Consider the following 21,233-nt stretch of genomic DNA (forward strand, 5'->3'; position numbering starts at 1 on the left):
CAGCCGACGTCCGTCTTCGTTCTCCACAACGGGAGATTAACGAACGGCTTCGAACACTCCGAGGCGAGATCGCAGCCCGGCCAAACCGGCGACCGGGATCGGGTCCGGCGTCCGGCCGGTGTGCGCGGGCAGGACGTCGATCCAGCCCGGGTGCCGGTCGGTGTTCATCACCGTCGTGGGAATCGCGTGCCCCGATTTGCCGCGTTCGGACGGCATGAACTCCCAGTAGCCGGATTCACCGTCCGCGGCCCACGGGACGAATTCCCAGCCCGGGCGCGGCCCGAGCAGTTGCGCGATCCGGTCCTCGACGCGGAAACCCTGTTCCCGCGAATCGAGCCTGCCGTCCGCGACCGCGCGCAGCCACCACGGCGCCGGGATCGGCCCGCCCATCCCGGCCGAAGCGCGGAACAGGGCCAGGACGCTGTCTTCGGGCGCGCGGTGCACCCACGCGCGGCGGAGTTCGGCCGGCGTCGTCGCCGTCATGGCGGCCTGCGGGAGTTCGATCGCCCGCGACCATTCGAGGTCCAGCATGGGTTCGAGCCGGGGGGCGTCGTCTTCGACGCGGGCTCGGGGAATCGTGCTGCCCAATTCTTGCCCGGTGTCCACCGTCAAGGGTCACCTCCAGGGGAGTTCAGACGGTTCCGGTGCTCTCCTTATGAATCTTGCCTGGTCGTAGCAGTATGTCCGGCGCCTGTGAGAGAAGCCACAGGTGTTTCACCTTTTGTTAACAAGGATTTGTAGGGTAATGAGACCGCCGTCACGCTCAGGCGTCGCGTCGTGCCGTCACGAGCACCCCGGCCAGGAACAGGGCAACGGTGATCGCCGCGAAGTAACCGAGGTAGCCCCACGGCCCGATCGGCGCGGACGACAGCCCCAGCGGTCCCGCGGCGAACCCGCCCGCCCCGACGAACTCGTCGGCGGCGTGGAACGGCATCCACTGGTAGACGTATTTGCCGAAGCCCGGGATGAACACGAAGATGCCTTCGAGCACCTGGGTCCACACGATGACCACGGTCAGCGCGAAGGCGACGCTGCGCAGCAGGAGCGCGACGCCGACCCCGGCCACCGCGGTGAAGAGGAAGACCAGGCTCTGGCCGAGCACCGAGCGCCAGTCGGCGGCCGAACGCAGCGCGAGGCCGGCGTCCGGCTGCACCAGCGAGGCGAGGCCCCAGGAGCCGAAGCCGAGGACCAGGCCGAGCACCGTGCCCACCGCGCCGACGACCACGACCTTGGCCAGCAGCGCGGGCACCCGGCTCGGCACCGCCTGGAACGTCAGCCGCATGGTGCCCCAGTTGAACTCCGACGCGGTGGCGAGCACCGCGAGGACGAGCAGCACGGTCCGGCCGTTGCCGGTCGCGATCTGGGTGTTGCCCACGGTCGGCGGGATCTCCGCGCCGGCCAGCGCGAAGACCAGCGCGGTGAAGCCGAGCGGCGCGATGATGGCGATGGCCAGGCAGAACCACGGCGCCCGGGTGCTGGCCAGCTTGATGCTCTCGGCGCGGAGGAGGTTGGCGATCATCGGGCGGCCTCCGGGGACGGCACCGCGAACTCGACGGCGTCACGGGTGAGATCGAGATAGGCCTGTTCCAGCGAGCCGGTGATCGGGCTCAGCTCGTGCAGCGTCGCGCCGGCGTCGAAGGCGAGCTGCCCGATCCGGTCACTGTCCAATCCGGACACCACGAAGGCGTCGCCGGTCTCGGTGAACTCCGCCTGGCCGGTCAGCGCCGCGCGCAGCCGGTCCGCGTGCGGGGTCCGGACGCGCACGCCGTGCTCACTCGTCTGCGCGATGAACTCTTCCATGGTGCCCTGGTAGATCAGCCGGCCGCGGCCGATCACGACGAGGTCCTGCGCGGTCTGCGCCATCTCGGGCAGCAGGTGGCTGGACACGAACACGGTCCGGCCTTCGGCGGCCAGCGCGTGCAGCAGCTGGCGGATCCACGCCATGCCCTCGGGGTCGAGGCCGTTCACCGGCTCGTCGAACAGCAGCACGCGCGGGTCGCCGAGCAGCGCGGCGGCGATCCCGAGCCGCTGCTGCATGCCGAGTGAGTACTGCAGGACGCGTGTCTTGCCGACGCTCGTCAGCCCGACCAGCGTCAGCACCTCTTCGACCCGCTTGGCCGGGATGCCGTTGGTCGCGGCCAGCCAGCGCAGGTGGTCGCGCCCGCTGCGGCCGGGGTGGCGCCAGGTGGCGTCCAGCATCGCGCCGACCGTCCTCAGTGGATCTCGCAGCTCCCGGTACGGGACGCCGTCGACGAGCACCCGGCCCGCGTCCGGGCGGTCGAGGCCGAGGATCAGCCGCATCGTCGTCGACTTGCCGGCGCCGTTCGGGCCGAGGAAGCCGGTGACGCGCCCCGATCGCGCGGTGAACGTCAGGTCGTTGACCGCGGTGGTGGCGCCGTAGCGCTTGGTCAGTGCCGTCGCTTCGATCATGGGCTCCCCCGTCCGTCGAGGCGAGCCTACTGCGAAACGGGAATCCGGGTCGCCCCCCGACAGCGCGACCCGGATTCCCGTTTTCCCCTGTTTCCCCTCTATCTCCCCTAGGCGTCCCGCTTCTTCGCGACCCCGAGCGCGACGAGCAGGAACACGATCGCGATGCCGGCGAAGTACGCCAGCGCCCAGCCGGGGCTCAGCGGCGAGTCCGACGGCGCCGGGCCGTCGACGTCCCCGGCCACCGTGCCGCGGAGGAACTTGTTCGCCACGTTGAACGGCAGCCATTCGTGGATGGTGTGGCCGACCTTCGGGATCAGCTGCACCAGCTCTTCGACGGCCAAGTAGTAGATGAGCAGCAGGGCGATCGCCCCGGCGCTGTGGCGGATGAGGACGCCCAGCGCGACGGCGAGCACGGCGCTGATCGCGAACACCGGTCCGAGCCCGGCCACGTTCATCCAGTCCTGCGTGGTGTGCAGGCCGAGGCCGTCGTTCGGCCGCATCAGCATGCCGAGGCCCAGTGCGCCGAAGGCGGCGATCTCCCCGATGACCAGCGCGACGAGCGCGACGACGATCGCCTTGGCGACCAGCGCCGGCGAGCGGTGCGGCACGGCCTGGAACGTCGTGCGGATGGTGTTGAAGCGGTATTCGGTGGTCACCGCGAGCGCGGCGAGCACCATGACGACGGCGATGCCGAACTGGGAGCCGCCGAACTGGGTGGCCGGCAGCGTGAGCTGCGCGTCGGACGGCGTCGCGCCGGCGACGATGGCGGCGAAGCCGATGGCCAGTGCCAGGGTGATGAGCGCGCACCACCACGGTGAGCGGGTGCTGAACAGTTTGATGCGTTCGACCGCGAGCAGGTTCATGATCTTGGTTTCCCCGGTTACTTGGCGGACTCGAGCACGTGCTGCGCCTCGGCGTCGAGACCCGTGTGGTACTCGACGGAGTCGCCGGTGATCTGCATGAAGGCCTGCTCGAGCGAGCCGGTCTGCGGGCTCAGCTCGTGCAGCACGATCCGGTTGGCGGCGGCGATCTCGCCGATCTTGTCGCTGTCCATGCCGGACACCACGAGCGCGTTCGGCTCCTCGGCGACCCCGGCGCTGGCGCGCTGCAGGGCGTCCCGGAGCTCGGCCAGCTGCGGAGAACGCACCTTCACCGTGTTTTCGGCCGCGCGGGCGACGAAGTCTTCGGTCGACGACTGCGAAATCAGCTGTCCCCGGCCGATCACCACGAGGTTGCTCGCGGTCAGCGCCATCTCCGAAAGCAGGTGGCTCGACACGAAGACCGTGCGGCCTTCCTCGGCGAGCCGGTGCATGAACTTCCGGATCCAGAGGATGCCCTCCGGGTCGAGGCCGTTGACCGGTTCGTCGAACAGCAGCACCTCGGGGTCGCCGAGCAGGGCGGCCGCGATGCCGAGGCGCTGCGACATGCCGAGCGAGAACCCGCCGGCGCGCTTGTTCGCGACGCTGGTCAGGCCGACCGTGTCGAGCACCTCGTCGACGCGGGTGGCCGGGATGCGGTTGGACTTCGCCATCCACAGCAGGTGGGCCCGCGCCGAGCGGTTCGGGTGCACCCACTTCGCGTCGAGCAGCGCGCCGACGGTGCGCAGCGGCTCCTTGAGGTCGTGGTACTTCTTGCCCCCGATGGTGACCTGGCCGCCCGTCGGGTTGTCCAGGCCCAGGATCATCCGCATGGTGGTGGACTTGCCCGCCCCGTTCGGACCGAGGAAGCCGGTGACCTGGCCCGCGGACACGGAGAACGACAGGTTGTTCACCGCCAGCGTCTTTCCGTACCGTTTGGTGAGGCCCGTTGCCTCGATCATGACTGCTCCTCTTCCGCCCCTCGCTTACGACGCGTTCATCGTCGCGGGTCGGGGATGGTTCGCGCGTCACCCTGGAGGCCGAACCGCTCCCCCTACCTGAGTAGTACCTTGCTGGCTCTTCGGCCGATGCGCGATCCGTGATGACCCTGAGTCGACCCTGATTCGACGTCATTAATGAACTATGGTTCAATAACTGCGTGGCCCGGCCGAGGAGCATCACTGACGAGCGGCTGCTGGGTGCGGCGGAGGCGGTGATCGGCCGCTTCGGCCCCGGTTTCACGCTGGCGCAGGTGGCTTCCGAGGCCGGTGTCTCGGTCGGCACGGTCGCACAGCGGTTCGGCTCGAAGAGCGGGCTGCTGCAGGCGATGAGCCGGCGGGCCACGCGGCGGGCGGTCGAGCAGATGCGGGAGTGCGCCGCGCGGGCGGACGACCCGGTCGACGGCCTGCGCGCCGCGGCGGTGTCGGTCTACGCGGTGCTCGGCGACGCCGAGGAGGCGGCGAACCACCTGGGCCAGCTCGGCGTGGACATCGGCGACCCGGTGCTGCGGTCGCTGCTGGGCGAGCACTTCACGGCGGTCGAGGACGAACTGCGGCGGCTCGTGCGGGCGGCGGCCGGGTCGCTGCCGCACGCGCCGAGCGTGCCGCGGGCGGCCCGCGCGGTGCTCGGCGTGCTCAACGGGGCATCGCTCGACTGGTCGATCCGGCCGCACGGGCGGCTGGCCGACCGGCTGGCGGAGGACGTCGACGCGGTTCTGGCCGCGTGGCGCGGACGGGAGGACGCATGAGCTTGGAAGGCAAGGTCGCGGTCGTGACCGGCGCGACGAGGGGCTGCGGCCGGGCGATCGCGGTGGAGCTGGGCCGCGCGGGCGCGACGGTGTACGTCACCGGCCGCACGACGCGCGAGAAGGAATCGCCGATGCGGCGCCCGGAGACGATCGAAGAGACCGGCGAGCTGGTCGAGGCGGCGGGCGGCCGCGCGGTCGTCGTCCGCTGCGATTTCACTTCGGTGTCCGATGTGGACGCGTTGAAGGCCCGCATCGAGTCCGAAGTGGACGGAATCGACATCCTCGTCGACGACGTCTGGGGCGGCGACATGTACGCCCTGTTCGACGCGCCGTTCTGGGAGACGCCGTTGGAGGACGCGCTCACCCTGACGCACAACGCGCTGGACACGCACTTGATCGCGTTGCACAAGCTGCTGCCGCTGGTGGTCGCCCGCCGCGGCTTGGTCCTGGAGGTCACCGACGGCGACAACGACGACTACGTCGGCGCGGGCCTGCCGTACTACTTGGCCAAGTGCGGCATCCGCGCGCTCGGCCGTGCCTTGGGCGCGGAGCTGAAGAAGAACGACTGCGTCGGCCTCGCGGTGACACCGGGGTTCCTGCGCTCGGAGGCGATGCTCGACCACTTCGAGGTCACCGAGCAGAACTGGCGCGACGCGGTCGGCAAGCTGGCCCCGGTCGACTTCAAGATTTCCGAAACGCCGTACCTCCTGGCCCGCGGCGTCGCGGCCCTGGCACAGGACCCCGAGGTCGCCCGCTTCGCCGGCCGCACCTTGGCGTCCTGGACCCTGATGAAGGAGTACGACTACACGGACATCGACGGCGACCGCCCCGACTTCGGCCGCTGGCTCACCGAAGTCCGCAACGCAGGCAAGGACCCGGCCACCACCCCACCGGACGACTTCCGCTGACCCACACCCGCCACTTTCACGTGAAAGTGGCGCCCCCAGGTGGGCACTTTCACGTGAAAGTGGCGCTTGTCCACATCTTCGGGGAGGTGTGGGCAACTCGACGTTGTTGATCTTGGAATGGGGGGCGGCCTGCGGGGGCGGGGCATGCTGGGGCCGTGTCGTTCACCTCCGCCGAGTTCGAGTTCGCCGAGCCGTTCCTGGGCAGTCATGCCGTTGCCGCTGGTGCGGTCACCGAACGAACCCTGCGATCTCCGCTGTTCACCAGGCTCTTCCGCAACGTCTATGTGGCCTCGACGGTGGCTGTCACCCACGTTCTGCGCTGCAGGGCAGCCGCGCTGCTCGCGCCGGCCGATGCGGTTCTCACGGGGTGCTCAGCCGCGGCCGTTCGTGGTGCGGACTTGGTCGGTGTGCAGGCCCCGGTCGAGTTCGTCCTGCCCGAACGCCTGCTGTTCGCCCTGCAGAACGGTGTGCACATCCGACGGACCAGCAGGGGACGGATCGACAGTGAGCCGTGGCGAGGAATCCGCCTGGCCTCCTCGACCCGCCTGGCCTTCGACATCCTGACCAACACGAAGCTGCATCGTTCGCTTCCGAAAGTCGTCGGCTACCTCGACGCCTTGCTCCGCGCCGGAGCCGTGGACGCGTCCACGCTGGCGGACTTCCTGATAGGTCGCCGGGAGGGCGGAATCGCTCGTGCGAGACAAGCCCTTCGGCTCGCTGATCCCCGTTCGGAGAGCATTCCCGAGTCCGAATTGCGGGTCTGGCTGTCGGTCGCCGGCCTCGAACCCGACCTCCAGGTTCCGGTCATCGACGAACGAGGTGCGTTCGTGGGCCGGTTGGATCTGGCCTTTCCCGCACACAAGCTCGCAGTGGAATACGACGGTGACTGGCACCGGGACGGCGATCAACCGCAGCGCGACCGGGCACGCCGGCAAGCGATGCGCGCGCTGGGCTGGCGCTTCGTGATCGTGACCAAAGCCGAGCTCTACGAGACGCCGAAGGCCGTAGTCGCAGCGGTCCGGGCGGCACTTTCACGTGAAAGTGCCGCCTGAGTTCAGGCGAGGCCGGGGCGGGCGAGGCCGGTTTCGTAGGCCAGCACCACGGCCTGCACCCGGTCCCGCAGCTCCAGCTTCGCCAGGATCCGCCCGACGTGCGTCTTCACCGTCGCCTCGGAGAGGAACAGGGCCTCGGCGATCTCCAGGTTCGACATGCCCTTGGCGATCAGCACGAGCACTTCCCGCTCGCGGTCGGTGAGCACGTCCAGCTCCGCGGTGTCCCGCATCGGCCCGCTGCCGGTGCCGACGAAGCGGTCCAGGAGCCGGCGGGTCACCGACGGCGACACCACCGCGTCGCCCGAGGCGACCGCGCGCAGGGCCGAGACCAGGTGGTCGGGCTGGGTGTCCTTCAGCAGGAACCCGCTCGCCCCGCCCTGCAGGGCCGCGTACACGTACTCGTCCAGGTCGAACGTCGTCATCACGAGCACGCGCGCGGTACCCGCGGCGACGATCCGCTTCGTCGCCTCGACGCCGTCGAGCACCGGCATCCGGACGTCCATCAACACGACGTCGGGACGCAGCCGCTCGGCCAGCTCGATGGCCTGCGCGCCGTCGCCCGCCTCACCGACCACGTCGATGTCGGCCTGGGCGCCCAGCACCATGCGGAACCCGACGCGCATCAGTTCCTGGTCGTCGACGACCACCACCCGGATCACTTGTCCAACCTAACCGGCAGGGCCGCGCGGACCTGCCACCCTCCGCCCGGAGCCGGGCCCACGTCCAACGTCCCGCCGTACACGTGCGCGCGCTCGCGCATGCCGATCAACCCGTTCCCGCCCGGCAGCCGGGGGTCGCGGCGCCCGGCCGGGACCAGCTGCGGGACGTGGCCGGCGCCGTCGTCGGACACCAGCACCTCCACCAGGTCGCCGGTGCGGTGCACCCGCACCGAAGCGGTCGCGCCGCGCCCGGCGTGCTTGAGGGTGTTCGTCAGCGACTCCTGGACGATCCGGTAGATGCCGAGGGAGACGCCGGCCGGCAGGTCGCCGAGCTCGCCGAGCTCCAGGTCCACCGGGACGCCCGCGGTGCGCATCCGGTCGGCCAGCTCGGCGAGGGCGTGCGCGTCCGGCTGGGGCACCCGGGGCTCGCCGTCCGCGTCGTCGCTGCGGAGCACGTCGAGCAGCCGCCGCAGTTCGCCGAGCGCGCCGCGGCCGGTCTCGGAAATCGTCTGCAGGGCCCGCTGGGCGAGCTCGGGGTTGCTCCGGATCGCGTACGACGCGCCGTCGGCCTGCACGACCATGACGCTCACCGCGTGCGCGACGACGTCGTGCAGCTCGCGCGCGATCCGGCCGCGCTCTTCGGCCACCGCGATCCGGGTGGCCTGGTCCCGTTCGGTCTCGAGCAGGTGCAACCTGGCCTCCACTTCCACGTCGTAGGCGCGCCGGGCCCCGACGAACTCGCCGAGCGTCCAGCACAGGGCGATCCCGAACGCGAGGAACAGGGCCGCGATGACTACTTCGTCCGCCGGGCCCAGTGCCAGCTGCACGGCCGAACCGACGACGACCGCGCCGACGAACACCAGCCCCTGCCGCCGCCCCGCGTACACGACGACCGAGTAGATGCTCATCGCCAGTGCGGCGACGCTGGAGATGCCGAGCTCGAGCGTCCCGTGCACGATGCCGATCACCAGCACGGTGTAGGCCGACCACAGCGGCGACATCCGCCGGAACACCAGCGGCAGCACCATCACGACGTCCACCGGCACGGCGATGTACCAGGGCGGCAGGTCGTCGATCTCGGCGAACCCGCCGGCGACGAACAGCAGCAGGTCGAACAGGCCCAGCAGGACGGCGAGCACCGAGTCGCCCGCCATGGGGTGGGCACGCATCCAGAGACTCAGCCGTCGCACCACACAACACTAGGTCGCGCCGGCGGGACCGCGCGTCCGTCGGCGGTACCACCTTCGGTGCGACCACGGGATGAGGCGCATGGCACGATTCAGGGGTTGTCCGAACGACGGGGAGGGCTGGGGGCCGTGACGTCACCGGAGCAGGGCCGGCTCGCGGGTCCGCTGTCGATGTCGGTGGCCAACCTGTGTCACCGCCTGCAGCCGCAGGTCTCCGCGCGCACCGCCGCCGGGTTCGCCGAGGTGCTGCGCCGGCTCGGGGCGCCGCTGCAGGTGGCCGTCGCCGGCCGGATCAAGTCGGGCAAGTCCACGCTGGTCAACGCGCTGATCGGGCGCCGGGTCGCGCCCACCGACATCGGCGAGTGCACCCGGCTGGTGACCCGGTTCCAGTACGGCACGGTCGACCGCGTCGAGATCGTCTTCACCGACGGCCGCAAGCAGGTGCTCCCGTTCGCCGCCGACGGCATGATCCCGGCCGAGCTGGGCGTCGACATCGAGCAGGTGTCGCACATCGAGGCGTACCTGACCAACGCCGTCCTCCAGGGCATGACGGTGATCGACACCCCGGGCCTCGGCTCGCTCGACGCCGCTTCGGTGTCCCGCACCGAGCAGCTGCTGGGCGCGGCGAAGCACCGCAAGGAAGAGGACGACGAAGGCTCCGACGAGCTCGACGACACTTCGCGCAACGCCGTCGCCGGCGCCGAAGCGGTCCTCTACGTCGTCACGCAGGGCGTCCGCGCGGACGACCAGCAGGCCCTCGCCGCCTTCACCGCGGCCACCGCGAGCCGCGAGGCGGGCCCGGTCAACGCGATCGCCGTGCTCAACAAGGCCGACACCATCGCGCCCGAGTCGGTCGAAGGTTCCGGCGGTGACGTCTGGAAGGCCGCGACGCTGCTCGCCGAGAAGCAGGCCTCGACGCTGAAGCCGCGCGTCGCCGACGTGCTGCCGGTGATCGGCCTGATCGCCGAGTCCGCCGAGTCCGGCGGGTTCACCTCGGCCGACGCCGAGGCCCTGCGGCAGCTCGCCGAGCTCGACGACGACGTCCTCCAGACCATGTTGATCTCGGCCGACATCTTCACCAGCTGGGAGTGCGACGTCCCGGCGGGCACCCGGCTGCGGCTGCTGGAGAAGCTCGACCTGTTCGGCGTCTCGCACGCCGTCGAGGCCATCCGCAAGGAACCGGAGATCACGGCGGGTGCGTTGCGGCGGGCACTGCTCGACGCGTCCGGCCTGGAAGCGGTCCGGCAGCGGCTGGCGGTGGTGTTCGCCGCCCGCGCCGACGGCATCAAGGCGGCCGCGGCACTGGCCTCGGTGACCGCGCTCGCGCACGCCTCGGCGGACCCGGCCGAGCGCCAGCGCGTCCACGACGCCATCGAGGTGCTGCTCGCCAAGCCCGAGGCCCACCAGCTGCGCCTGCTCGAGGCGCTGACGCTGGTCGCCTCCGGCGCGGTCGACATGCCGGAGGACCTGTCCGAAGAGGTGCTGCGGGTGGGCAGCAACGCCGACATCGGCGCCCAGCTCGGCAAGCCCGGCGCCCCGCGGCCGGAGCTCGCCGCGCACGCGCTCGAGCGCGCGGGCTGGTGGCGGTCCTTCGCCTCCTTCGGGGCGACGCCGGCGCAGAGCCGCGTCGCGCACGTCGTCCACCGCGCCTACTTCTTGATCTGGCAACAGGTCCGCGAAGCATGAGTTTGTTTCTGCTTGCCGACTTCGCCTGAGCTGGGGTGTTTCCCGCGTATCGTGAAAACGTGCGCCTAGAAAACACGACATCCTGGCGAGCCGGCTGGAGCAGCGAGACCGAGGTCGACGTCGCGCTGTACATCCGTGACGCCCTGGCACTGTCCGTTTCCGAAGGACAGGTGCTGCCGCCGGTGGAGCCGCAGGTCCCGGTGCACGTCCCGGCCGGGCTCGACCGCGCGGCCGTGCAAGCGCAGTGGGCCGACTGGTGGGTCGACCTGCTGGCCTTCCTGCGCAACCGCGAGGACCCCGATCCGCGCAGCGCCCGCGCCCGGTACGGCCGGACGGCACTCGCCCCGGGCTCGGCGATGCGCCAGGCGGTCGACTTCTTCGCCCCGGCCGCGGCCCGCCACTTCGCCAACGCCCGCGGCCCCGCCCTGCGCGGGACGCACGAGCCGCCGGGCGGCACCCCGTGGGCGCCCGGCTTCTACCGCCGCCAGATCGTGGCCGGCGAGCGGCTCGGCCAACTGGTCCGCGAAGCCGAGGTGCGCCAGGGCCGCCGCGCCTACCCGTTCCGCCTGAACGTCATCGAGATCTCGGTGGCCGGCTCGATCTGGCTGCGCACGGCCGAAGATCAGCTGCTCGTCTCCTCCCGCCTCGCCGAAGACGGCGCCGGCCTGGAAGCCGTCCTCCGCCAGGTGATCGACGACCTCGTCTGACCCCGGCGAGATAAACCGAGCGCTCGGTCTGATAATGGCGGCATGGAGACGACTGTCGACGAGCCGTCGTGGCTGCGCACCGGGTCCTGGGTCGGCTGCCCGCTCATCGGGGGCGCGCTCGGCGTGGGTGTCTGGGCCATCGCCGCCTGGGTGAGCGACCTGCCCGCCTTCCCGTTCCAGGGTGTGTTCAAGGTGCTCACGAAGCTGCCGCAGCCGTGGGCGACGCTGGCCGCGGTGGCCGGCGGGCTCGTGCTCGGCCTGGTGTTCGCCGTGATCTGGGCGCACGAGCGGCTCGTCGTCACGGTGTCGCCGAGCCGCGTCACCCTGGTCCGCGGCGACCGGAAGCGCCGCATCGAGGCCGACCTCGAAGCCGTCTACCTCGACGGCAAGGAACTCGTCCTGCGCACCACCGACGGCCGGGAAATCGCCCGCGAGAAGACCGACCTCTCGGGTCGGGAGCTGGCGCCCGCCTTCGCCGAGCACGGCTACCCCTGGCTGGACGAGCCGCCGGTCGAGCGATGAGGACGGTCGACCCGGTCAAGCACGCGGCCAAGCGCCGCGCGATCGTCGACGCCGCCGCCGGGTGCTTCGCCGAGAAGGGCTTCGAGCGGACGACGACGGCGGACATCTGCCGGGCCGCGGGCATCAGCTCCGGCAGCCTCTTCCACTACTTCCCCAGCAAACGCGCGGTGTTCACGGCGATCTTCACCGACGACGCCGCCGAAACGGCCGAACGGCTCGAAGCCGCGGCCAAGACGGCGGACCCGCTGGCGGCGCTGCTCGACGTCGTCACCGAGCTGGCCGGCCAGGTCGCGCACCCGGCGATCGCCCGGCTCGTGCTGGAAGCCGCCGCCCAGGCCGCCCGCGACGACGAGTTCGCCGCACTGATCCGGCGCAACGACGCGGCCCTCCGCGACGGCTTGTCGGTGCTGGTCGCCCGCGCCGCCGACGCCGGGCTGGCCGACCCCGGCGTCGCCCCGCACGCGGCCGCCGGGTGGCTCGCCGGCCTGATCGACGCGATGGTTTCGCGGGCGAGCCTGGATCCGGACCTCGATCTGGCGGCCGAGCTGGCGATCCTGCGGACGATCCTGATCCGGTTCCTTCGCCCGGTTTCGCCTCCGGACGGCGGGTGAGTCCGCCAAACTGTCCGCATGGCGTGGTTTCGCAAGGAGGGAACCGGCGGCGGCTCCGCCGCGTCGGACACCGATGTGCACCCCTTGCAGCAGGTGAGTGATCTTGAACGGGCCCTCGCCGATCGCCAGGCGCTGATCCAGATGTGCCTGTACGCGCTGGACCGCGCCCGCAGCGGCGGGGTCGTCGAACGCCTGGAGGAGGGGCTCGCCGCGATCGGCGTCCACGCCCTGCGGCCCGACGGCGAGCGGTTCGACCCGGCCCGCCACGAAGCCGGCGGCGCGGTCCCGACCGAAGACCCGGCGCTCGACGGCATCGTCGCCGAAACCGAGGTCACCGGTTTCGCCGACCACGACCGCCTCCTGCGCGCCCCGATCGTCACCGTCTACGCGAAGAAGAGCCCGTGAGCGCACCGACCGCGCCGAGCCTGCCCGCCCAGGTCGCCGCGACCCGAGACCAGCTGCTGACCGTCGTCCGCGACGCCGATCCGGCCGCCGCCAAGTGGGTCGAGGAAATCCGGAAGGCCCGGCCGAAGAAGCCGGCCGTCGTGGTCGTCGGCGAGACGAACCGCGGCAAGAGTTCGCTGGTCAACGCCCTGCTCGCGCGGCCGGGGCTGTCCCCGGTGGACGCCGACGTCGCCACCGCGACCTATCTGGTGTTCGACCACGCGGACACCTGGGGCGCGCAGGCCTGCTACCCCGGCCAGCTCGCCCCGGTGCCGATCGACCTCGGCCAGCTGATCAACTGGGTGTCCGCCGCGCACGAGCTGCCGCCGGGCCAGATCCCGCCGCGGTACGTCGAGGTCACCGGCCCGGTGCCGCTGCTCGAACGGCTTTCGCTGGTCGACACGCCGGGCGTCGGCGGGCTCGACTCGATGCACGGCGAGCTGGCCAAGGAAGCCGCCGCGGGCGCCACCGCGCTGCTGTTCGTCGTCGACGCGTCGGCGCCGTTCACCTCGACCGAGCTGCAGTTCCTGCGTGACGTCGGTGAGCGCGTCGAGACCGTCGTGTTCGCGCTGACCAAGGTGGACATGTTCCGCGGCTGGCGCGAGGTCATGGCGGCCGACCGGCAGCTGCTGCGCGACCACGCGCCCCGCTTCGCCGAGGCGGTGTTCCACCCGGTGTCGGCGCGGATGTTCGAGACCGCCGCGAAGGCGCCCAACGAGCAGATGGCCGCGATGCTGCGGGAGAAGTCCGGCGTCGCGGCGATCCAGACCGCGCTGCAGGAGCTGCTCGTCGGCCGCTCGGCGATGCTCGGCGAGGCGAACACGCTGCGCGCGCTGTCCAGTGCGCTCGGCGAGTTGAAGGCCAAGCTGCAGGCCGAGAGCCGGGCGCTGTCGGCAGGCGAGGCCGAGGCCGAGCAGCTGCGCGAACGCCGTGACCAGCTGCAGGCCGAACGCCGGACCTCGACCCGCGGCTGGCAGCTGAAGCTGCGCGGCGAGGTGCAGCGCACCCGCGTCGAGGTCGGGCACGAAAGCAGCCGGCAGATGCGGGACGCGCAGACCCACTTCCGCCAGCTGATCGACGCGGCCAAGCGCGACGAGCTGGCCGCGCTGCCCCAGCAGGTCGACATCGCGCTGCAGACGACGTCGCAGCGGATCTCGATGCTGCTTTCGCAGCGGCTGAACCAGGTCACCAACGTCTCGCTGTCGGAGCTGTTCTCCCCGGAAGAGCTCGACGTCATCCGCGCGCAGTTCGCCCGCGCGGGCGGCCCGCCGGTCGTCCTGCGCCCGCCGGACAAGAAGCCGCCGACGGCCGAGGACAAGCTGCTCGTCTTCATGGGCATCTCCGGCGGCGTCGGCGCGGGCAAGGTCGCCGCGCTGCCGCTGGCCGGCGTCGCGATCCTGAACCCGGTCGTGCTGCCCGCGACGATCATCATCGGCCTCGGCGCCGGCTGGTGGATGGCCCGCACGCGCAAGCACGCCGCCGACAAGCAGCACATGAAGCAGTGGCTGGTCGAGGCCATCGCGGACGCCCGTTCGACGCTCGACCAGCTCGTCGCCGAGCAGCTCATCGAGGCCGAGCAGCAGCTGTCGATGGCGTTGGACGAAGCGCTGGGCCGGCGCATCGACGCGATCGAGGCCGAGCTGAAGGAAGTCGACAAGACGATCAAGATGGGCGCGCAGGAGCGGGCCAAGAAGATCGCCGTCGTGTCGAAGCGGCTCAAGGAGGTCAGCGACGGCCGTGAGCGTGCCGAAGCCTTCCTGACGCGGATCCGGGCGCTGCGGGACAAGACGGCCTGATCGCCGGTCCGGTTGTGAAGCGGAACCGAACGGGCCTACGGTGAGTCATACCCTCAGACAGCAGGTCGGAGCGTGTTACCCGGTTCGAAGGGGGAAGTGCCATGTGGGTCGACGAGAGCGGCGGCAGCGACACCGACGCGAGCAGCCCGGACGCGATGACCGTCCACGTCGACGGCCAGGATTACCAGGCCGAGGTCAACTACGACGTGAACGAAGACGGGGTGAACGACACCGCGATCATCGAGCACGAGAACGGCTCGGCCCAGGCCTTCATCGACACGAACCACGACGGCGAGGCCGACCACTACGCGGTGCTGGACGAGAACGGGAAGGTCGTCGATCAGGCCGTCTACGACGAGGCCAGCGGCCAGTGGATCCAGGACGGCTCCGGCGGCGGCCACGACGACTCCGACACCGGCGGCCGGGACGACAGCTCGGGTGGCCACATCCACGCCGACCTGCCGGACGGCGAGGTGGACGCGGGGGTCGCGACCATCGACACCGACCACGACGGACACAACGACACCGCCATCGTCGAGACGAAGAGCGGCGGCACCATCGCCTTCACCGACAAGGACGGCGACGGCGAAGCGGACATCGCGGTGCAGACCGAGTCCGACGGCACGACCACGACGTTCGAGCACTCCGGCCCCGGCCAGTGGACCGAAGTCGCCAGTGGACTGATGAACACCCCGGCCGAGGGCGACCCGGCCGCGGACGCCGCCTGGGGCGAGGCCGGCACGCAGACGCTGGAGGGCGTCGCGCGCATCGACTCCGGTACGGGGCAGTGGATCTCGCCGAACTGAGGTGACCCACGTCATAGTTTGAAAGCCCGGGGCTTCCGCCCCGGGCTTTCTTCATGTCGTCAATGAAAAGAAAGCCGCCTTCTGAATCGATCCCCTTATCGGTCCTGTGAGAGAACGTACACGTCAGCTCTCTGTTACCTGCCGGTCATGCGGTTACTCTCGAAGAATCCCAAATCGCGCACACCGGTTCGCCAGCCGGTGCGCGAAGCCATTCGGTCGCCGGCAATGACGCCCGCACCGGGACAACGTCGTTCCGGTGCGGGCGCATTTGTCGTCGGAAGTCAGGAGTAGAGATGACCGCAGTCGCCATCCCCGGACTGGACACCGCGCCGACGACGCACACCGGCGTGCTGTCCTTCGTCCGGGAGGTCGCCGAGCTGACCACCCCGGACCGCGTGGTGTGGGTCGACGGGTCAGCCGAAGAAGCCGCCCGGATCAACCAGGAGCTGGTCGAGGCGGGCACGTTCGTGCAGCTCAAGTCGAAGCCGAACTCCTTCTGGGCCACTTCCGACCCGAACGACGTCGCCCGCGTGGAAGACCGGACCTTCATCTGTTCGGAGCGTCCCGAGGACGCCGGTCCGACCAACAACTGGATGGACCCGGCCGAGATGAAGGCCACCATGACCGAGCTGTTCCGCGGCTCGATGCGCGGCCGCACGATGTACGTCATCCCGTTCTGCATGGGCCCGCTCGGCGACGACAATCCCAAGCTGGGTATCGAAATCACGGATTTCGCCTACGTCGTCGCTTCGATGCGCGTGATGACCCGTGCGGGCAAGGCGGCCCTCGAGAAGTTCATCGCGCCGGATGGCAGTGAGCGTGAATTCGTGCCGGCGCTGCACTCGGTCGGCAAGCCGCTCGAACCGGGCGAGAAGGACGTTTCCTGGCCCTGCAACGAAACGAAGTACATTTCGCACTTCCCCGAAGAGCGCGCGATCTGGAGCTACGGCTCGGGCTACGGCGGCAACTCCCTGCTGGGCAAGAAGTGCTACTCACTGCGCATCGCGTCGGTGATGGCCCGCGACGAGGGCTGGCTCGCCGAGCACATGCTGATCCTCAAGCTGATCTCGCCCGAGGACAAGGTCCACTACGTCGCGGCGGCGTTCCCGAGCGCCTGCGGCAAGACCAACCTCGCCATGCTGCAGCCGACCATCCCGGGCTGGCGCGCCGAGACCCTGGGTGACGACATCGCCTGGATGCGCTTCGGCGAGGACGGCCGCCTGTACGCGGTGAACCCGGAGTTCGGCTTCTTCGGCGTCGCGCCGGGCACCGACTGGCACACCAACCCGAACGCGATGCGCACGATCGAGAAGGGCAACACGGTCTTCACGAACGTCGCCCTGACCGACGACGGCGACATCTGGTGGGAGGGCATGGAGAACAAGCCCGCCCACGCCACCTCGTGGAAGCACCAGGACTGGACGCCGGACTCGGACGAGAAGGCCGCCCACCCGAACTCGCGCTACTGCACGCCGATGTCGCAGTGCCCGATCCTCGCGCCGGAGTGGGACGACCCGAAGGGCGTGCCGATCTCGGCGATCCTGTTCGGCGGCCGTCGCAAGACCACGGTTCCGCTGGTGAACGAGGCCCGCGACTGGCAGCACGGTGTCTTCATGGGCGCCACGATGTCGTCCGAAACCACCGCCGCGGCCGCCGGTGCGGTCGGCAACGTCCGGCGCGACCCGATGGCGATGCTGCCGTTCCTCGGCTACCACGCCGGTGACTACTTCAAGCACTGGCTGACCCTGGGCAAGAACGCCGACGCGACCAAGCTGCCGAAGATCTTCTACGTCAACTGGTTCCGCCGCGGCGACGACGGCCGCTTCCTGTGGCCGGGCTTCGGCGAGAACTCGCGGATCCTGAAGTGGGTCGTCGAGCGCGTCGAGGGCAAGGGCAACGCCGTCGAGACGCCGGTCGGCTTCGTGCCGCGGGCGGAGGACCTCGACACCGAGGGCCTGACCGAGCCGCTCGAGGACATCCAGGCCGCCCTGGACGTCAAGCCCGAGGAGTGGCGCGAGGAGCTGCCGCTGATCGAGGAGTGGTTCGAGAAGATCGGCGACAAGGTTCCGACGTCGCTGCGTGACGAGCTCGACGCGCTGGCCCAGCGCCTCGCCTGAGTTTCCCTGAGCAGGGGACGCCTCCCGGCCGCATCCGGGAGGCGTCCCCGTCTTGGTTTCCGGGTAGTTTCGCGGCCATGAGACCGTTCCGCTTCGGCGTGGCGTTGTACGTGCCCGGCTCCCGGGCCGAGCTGATGGCGAAGTGCCGTCAGGCCGAGGACCTCGGCTACGACGTCGTCGGCGTGGTCGACCACCTCGGGCGGGTCGCGCCGCTGCCCACGTTGCTCCTGGCCGCCGAAGCCACCGAGCGGATCCGGCTGAACACCTACGTCCTCAACGCGAGCTTCCACAACCCGGTGCTGCTGGCCCGCGACCTCGCCGCGCTCGACGAGTTCACCGGCGGCCGGCTGGAGATCGGGATGGGCGCCGGGTACGTCCGCGAGGAGTTCGAAGCCGCCGGGATCGACTGGGGCACGCCCGGCCGCCGGTTCGGCCGGCTAGCCGACCTGGTCACCGAGGTGGAGCGCACGTTCGCCGGCCGCTCGCGGCCGCCGTTGCTGCTCGGCGGCCGCGGCGACCGGATGCTGACCTTCGCCGCCGCGCACGCCGACACCATCGCCCTCACCGGAACGGCACCCGGCGCGGCCGAGGGGCGGCTGGCCCTGGCCGGTCCCGCCGCGCTGGCCGAGCGCGCCGGCTTCGTGAAGCGGGTGCTCGGCGGCCGGGACGCCGAGCTGAACCTGATGGTCCACTTCGTCCGGATCACCGACGACCGGCGGGCGGCCCTGGAAGCGGCGCACGAGCTCGTGCCGCACCTCGGCGTCGAGGAGCTGGGCGCGCTCGCCACGGTCCTCGCCGGCTCGGCGGAAGCGGTGGCCGAGCAGCTGCGGCACACGCGGGAGACGCTCGGCGCCAGCTACTTCACCGTGCTCGAAGACGACCTGACCAGGCTCGCCCCGGTGATCGAAAAGCTCCGCTGAGTACCTTGGTCGGCATGACTGGGGATTTCCGTTTCGGGATCAACATGCTCGTGCCGGCCGGCCGCGCCGCCTGGGTCGAGAAGTGCCGCAAAGCCGAGGATCTCGGCTACGACGTCCTGTCGGCGGCCGACCACCTGGGCATGGCGCCGCCGTTCCCGGCGCTCGTGCTGGCCGGCGAGGTCACCTCGCGCGTCAAGCTGAACACGTTCGTGCTCAACGCACCGTTCTACAACCCGGTGCTGCTCGCCCGGGACGTCACGGGCACCGACCAGTTCACCGACGGGCGGCTGGAGCTGGGGCTCGGCGCCGGGTACGTCAAGGAGGAGTTCGAGGCGGCCGGGATGCCGTTCCCGTCCGCGCGCGAGCGCGTCGACCACCTCGAGCGGACGATCACCGAGCTGAAGCGGCTGTACGCCGACCCGGAGCACAAGCCGGCGCCGGTGCGCCCGGCCGGGCCGCCGCTGCTGCTGGGCGGCCGCGGCGACCGGCTGCTGACGCTGGCCGCGGAGCACGCCGACATCATCAGCTTCACCGGGACCACCAAGACTCCCGACGGCTCGCCCCTGGCCGCGGCCGCGGCCGAGGAGGTCGACGAGCGCGTGGCGTTCGTCCGGGCGAAACTCGGCGACCGCGCGTCTTCGGTCGAGTTCAACCTGCTTTGCCAGTTCGTGAAGGTCACGAACGACCGCGCGGCCGGCCTGGCCGAGCTGGAGCAGCTGGTGGGCGGCCGCCTGAGCGCCGCGGAGATCGGCGAGCTGCCGGTCGCCCTCGTCGGCACGGCCGCGCAGATCGCCGAGCAGCTCCGAGGGCACCGCGACCGGTTCGGGTTCAGCTACTTCACCATCCTCGAACCGTTCCTCGACGAGTTCGCGCCGGTCCTCGAAGCCCTCCGATGATCGACGCGAAGGGGCTCGGCGTCCGGGCCGGCGAGCTGTGGCTGTTCGACGACCTGGACTTCAGCGTCGACCCCGGCGAGTGCGCCGCGATCGTCGGGCCGAACGGGGTCGGCAAATCGACGTTGATGCGCTGCTTCTACGGCATGCAGAAGCCGCAGCGGGGCCGCGTGCTGGTGGACGGCAAGGTGCCGGACGAGCGGGACGTCGAGTTCCGCCGCAAGGTGTCAGTGCTCTTCGACGACTCCGACTTCTTCGCCGAGCTGACCCCGTTGCAGCACCTCGAGCTGCTGTCCGGCTCGTTCGGCGCCGACCTCGGCGACCACGAGGAGCTGCTGCGGGACGCGGGCCTCGGCGAACGCATGCGCGTGACGTCCGGCCACTTCTCCGCGGGCCAGCGCCGCCGCCTGCTGCTGCTCGGCGTCACCGCCCGGCCGCACCGGGTGCTGCTGCTGGACGAGCCGGAACGCGCGCTGGACACCGCGGGCAAGGAGTGGCTGGTCGAGGTGATCGCCCGGTCGACGGCGGCCGGCGCGGCGGTCGTGGTGGCCACCCACCACCCGCCGCTGCTGGAGGCCGCGGACAGCGTGCTCGAACTGTGGTGACGCGGGCGCCGAGGCGGATGCGGATCCCGGGCCGCAAGCGGTTCGGCGGGATCTTCAGCGGCGACACCGCCACCTTCGTCTTCCTGTTCGGCTTCGGGTTCCTGTTCACCGCGTTCTTCCACGTCGACAGCTGGCGGCCCGCGCTCTACGGCTCGTCCATTGTGGACTTCCCGGCCGTGCTCGGGCTGCTGACGCTGTGCTGCGCCGTCGGCTGGCGCGGCCTGCTGCGCCGCGGCTTCGCGTGGGTCGAACCGGCCGAGCTGACCTGGCTCGACTTCGCCCCGGTCGACCGCGGCCGCGTCGTCACGCTCCGGCTGCTCGGCGCGTGGACCGGCGTGGTGGCGGTGACCGGCTACCTGGCCGCGCTGCTGCTGGCCGTCGGCGGGGCGGGGCTGGACCAGTGGCGCGCGGCGGTCGCGGTCGTCGCCGCGACCGGGGTGGCGGCCTTCGCCTCGGCGCGGCGGACGTCGCGGTGGCCGGACGCGCTCGGCCCGCTGGTGCTCGCGGTCCTCGGCCTCGGGATCGCCGCGCTCGGCCTCGGGCCGGTCACCGTCCAGTTCGTCGCGGCCGGGGTGCTGGCCGCGGCGCTGCCGCTGGCCTTCGGCGGCGAACCGGTGTCACGCGCGGGCCGGGCGGCACTGCTCGCCGGGTGGGACGGGCGCGTGCTGCGCTCGGTCGCCGTCACCTTCCTCGACCCGATGATGCTGCTCCCGCCGTCCGCGCCGGTCGGCGGGGTTTCGCTGCGCCGCCCGACGCCGTTGCGGCTGGCCTGGGCGGGCACGCTCGGCCGGGCGCGGTACGCCGGTGCGGCGCTGCTGGTCGGGCTCGCGGTCGTCGTCGCGCACATCGCCGTACCGACGGTGCCGGGCGCGGTCCTGATCGGCATCGGTGCGTACGTGGCGCTGCTGCCGTTCGGTGGCGGGCTCGGCGAGCTCTGGCGCAATCCGGGTCGCCGTCGGTGGCTGGGCTCGGCCGATCGCGACCTCGTCCTGGCCCACGGGCTGGTGCTCGCCGGAGTGGGTCTGCTGTGGGGGACAGCGCTCGTCGTGGTCACCCTCGCGGGTGGGACGTCGTTCGCCGCGACGGCCTGGCTCGCCGTGCCGCTGTCGGTGCTTTCGATCTTGCGCACGGTCACCCGGACCGCCGTTGACTACGCGAATCCCGGGTTCGTCGACACCCCGATGGGCCCGATGCCCGGCAACCTCGCCCGCCAGCTCTTCCGCGGTCTCGATCTGCAGCTGGTCGGCATCGTGGTGCTCGCCGCCGCCGTTTGACCTACTCTCGTT

The 21,233-nt window shown here is 71.0% G+C and carries 22 protein-coding genes; 15 read left to right on the forward strand and 7 right to left on the reverse strand.

Annotated elements, in window-relative coordinates:
* Window positions 1-36: 36 nt before the first annotated feature.
* From DV20_RS33540 to DV20_RS33560, 5 genes are all read right to left on the reverse strand, one after another.
* Window positions 37-588, reverse strand: coding sequence for a hypothetical protein (locus DV20_RS33540; RefSeq protein WP_167344414.1), 552 nt, complete (start codon window positions 586-588; stop codon window positions 37-39).
* Between the two features lie 175 nt (window positions 589-763).
* Entirely contained in the window at window positions 764-1,519 is a 756-nt protein-coding gene (locus DV20_RS33545) for an ABC transporter permease (protein ID WP_043787152.1), read from the reverse strand.
* Window positions 1,516-2,430, reverse strand: a complete 915-nt coding sequence (locus DV20_RS33550; protein WP_043787153.1) for an ABC transporter ATP-binding protein — start codon at window positions 2,428-2,430, stop codon at window positions 1,516-1,518. Before DV20_RS33550 ends, DV20_RS33545 begins: the two co-directional genes overlap by 4 nt.
* A 107-nt stretch (window positions 2,431-2,537) precedes the next feature.
* On the reverse strand, window positions 2,538-3,293 hold the full coding sequence (locus tag DV20_RS33555; RefSeq protein WP_043787155.1) for an ABC transporter permease: 756 nt from the start codon (window positions 3,291-3,293) through the stop codon (window positions 2,538-2,540).
* A gap of 17 nt (window positions 3,294-3,310) precedes the next feature.
* On the reverse strand, window positions 3,311-4,249 hold the full coding sequence (locus DV20_RS33560; RefSeq protein WP_043787156.1) for an ABC transporter ATP-binding protein: 939 nt from the start codon (window positions 4,247-4,249) through the stop codon (window positions 3,311-3,313).
* 197 nt (window positions 4,250-4,446) lie between these two features.
* Here DV20_RS33560 and DV20_RS33565 point away from each other — a divergent pair, with 197 nt between their 5' ends.
* The 3 genes from DV20_RS33565 to DV20_RS33575 all read left to right on the forward strand — a co-directional run bounded on the left by DV20_RS33565 (window position 4,447) and on the right by DV20_RS33575 (window position 6,994).
* A complete protein-coding gene (locus DV20_RS33565; RefSeq protein ID WP_043787157.1) occupies window positions 4,447-5,034 on the forward strand; it encodes a TetR/AcrR family transcriptional regulator in 588 nt (195 codons plus the stop codon).
* The gene (locus tag DV20_RS33570) at window positions 5,031-5,942 is read left to right on the forward strand and encodes an SDR family NAD(P)-dependent oxidoreductase (RefSeq protein WP_043787159.1); all 912 of its coding nucleotides are present in this window, start codon (window positions 5,031-5,033) and stop codon (window positions 5,940-5,942) included. Before DV20_RS33565 ends, DV20_RS33570 begins: the two co-directional genes overlap by 4 nt.
* Before the next feature lie 155 nt (window positions 5,943-6,097).
* Window positions 6,098-6,994 carry an endonuclease domain-containing protein gene (locus DV20_RS33575; protein WP_043787161.1) on the forward strand — a complete coding sequence of 299 codons (897 nt, stop codon included), beginning with the start codon at window positions 6,098-6,100 and terminating at the stop codon, window positions 6,992-6,994.
* A gap of 2 nt (window positions 6,995-6,996) precedes the next feature.
* On the opposite strand, the gene DV20_RS33580 is transcribed toward DV20_RS33575, so the two are convergent.
* Both DV20_RS33580 and DV20_RS33585 read right to left on the reverse strand, forming a co-directional pair.
* Window positions 6,997-7,653 (reverse strand): response regulator, encoded by a 657-nt coding sequence (locus DV20_RS33580; protein ID WP_043787162.1) that lies wholly within the window; start codon window positions 7,651-7,653, stop codon window positions 6,997-6,999.
* Window positions 7,650-8,822, reverse strand: a complete 1,173-nt coding sequence (locus tag DV20_RS33585; protein WP_456356078.1) for a sensor histidine kinase — start codon at window positions 8,820-8,822, stop codon at window positions 7,650-7,652. Before DV20_RS33585 ends, DV20_RS33580 begins: the two co-directional genes overlap by 4 nt.
* A 189-nt stretch (window positions 8,823-9,011) precedes the next feature.
* On the opposite strand from DV20_RS33585, the gene DV20_RS33590 reads away from it, so the two are divergent.
* The 12 genes from DV20_RS33590 (at window position 9,012) to DV20_RS33645 (ending at window position 21,221) form a co-directional block, all read left to right on the forward strand.
* On the forward strand, window positions 9,012-10,526 hold the full coding sequence (locus DV20_RS33590; RefSeq protein WP_200876556.1) for a dynamin family protein: 1,515 nt from the start codon (window positions 9,012-9,014) through the stop codon (window positions 10,524-10,526).
* A gap of 59 nt (window positions 10,527-10,585) precedes the next feature.
* Window positions 10,586-11,233, forward strand: coding sequence for a hypothetical protein (locus DV20_RS33595; RefSeq protein WP_043787167.1), 648 nt, complete (start codon window positions 10,586-10,588; stop codon window positions 11,231-11,233).
* Between the two features lie 42 nt (window positions 11,234-11,275).
* A complete protein-coding gene (locus tag DV20_RS33600) occupies window positions 11,276-11,755 on the forward strand; it encodes a YqeB family protein (protein ID WP_043787168.1) in 480 nt (159 codons plus the stop codon).
* Window positions 11,752-12,366 carry a TetR/AcrR family transcriptional regulator gene (locus tag DV20_RS33605; protein WP_043787170.1) on the forward strand — a complete coding sequence of 205 codons (615 nt, stop codon included), beginning with the start codon at window positions 11,752-11,754 and terminating at the stop codon, window positions 12,364-12,366. Before DV20_RS33600 ends, DV20_RS33605 begins: the two co-directional genes overlap by 4 nt.
* A gap of 18 nt (window positions 12,367-12,384) precedes the next feature.
* Window positions 12,385-12,771: a nucleotide exchange factor GrpE gene (gene grpE / locus DV20_RS33610; protein ID WP_043787171.1), complete on the forward strand. Its 387-nt coding sequence runs from the start codon at window positions 12,385-12,387 to the stop codon at window positions 12,769-12,771.
* Complete coding sequence (locus tag DV20_RS33615) at window positions 12,768-14,606, forward strand: dynamin family protein (protein WP_043787172.1); 1,839 nt, start codon at window positions 12,768-12,770, stop codon at window positions 14,604-14,606. Before grpE ends, DV20_RS33615 begins: the two co-directional genes overlap by 4 nt.
* Before the next feature lie 101 nt (window positions 14,607-14,707).
* On the forward strand, window positions 14,708-15,412 hold the full coding sequence (locus DV20_RS33620; protein WP_043787173.1) for a hypothetical protein: 705 nt from the start codon (window positions 14,708-14,710) through the stop codon (window positions 15,410-15,412).
* A gap of 293 nt (window positions 15,413-15,705) precedes the next feature.
* Entirely contained in the window at window positions 15,706-17,529 is a 1,824-nt protein-coding gene (locus DV20_RS33625) for a phosphoenolpyruvate carboxykinase (GTP) (RefSeq protein ID WP_043787175.1), read from the forward strand.
* Window positions 17,530-17,606: 77 nt separating this feature from the next.
* Window positions 17,607-18,449, forward strand: a complete 843-nt coding sequence (locus DV20_RS33630) for a TIGR03621 family F420-dependent LLM class oxidoreductase (RefSeq protein WP_084093797.1) — start codon at window positions 17,607-17,609, stop codon at window positions 18,447-18,449.
* A 14-nt stretch (window positions 18,450-18,463) separates the two neighbouring features.
* Window positions 18,464-19,345 (forward strand): LLM class F420-dependent oxidoreductase, encoded by an 882-nt coding sequence (locus tag DV20_RS33635; protein WP_084093798.1) that lies wholly within the window; start codon window positions 18,464-18,466, stop codon window positions 19,343-19,345.
* Window positions 19,342-19,947: an ABC transporter ATP-binding protein gene (locus DV20_RS33640; protein WP_043787176.1), complete on the forward strand. Its 606-nt coding sequence runs from the start codon at window positions 19,342-19,344 to the stop codon at window positions 19,945-19,947. Before DV20_RS33635 ends, DV20_RS33640 begins: the two co-directional genes overlap by 4 nt.
* Window positions 19,941-21,221: a hypothetical protein gene (locus tag DV20_RS33645; RefSeq protein ID WP_043787177.1), complete on the forward strand. Its 1,281-nt coding sequence runs from the start codon at window positions 19,941-19,943 to the stop codon at window positions 21,219-21,221. Before DV20_RS33640 ends, DV20_RS33645 begins: the two co-directional genes overlap by 7 nt.
* Window positions 21,222-21,233 lie beyond the last annotated feature (12 nt).

The sequence above is a fragment of the Amycolatopsis rifamycinica genome (assembly GCF_000695625.1).
In the GTDB taxonomy this organism is placed as follows: Bacteria; Actinomycetota; Actinomycetes; order Mycobacteriales; family Pseudonocardiaceae; genus Amycolatopsis; species Amycolatopsis rifamycinica.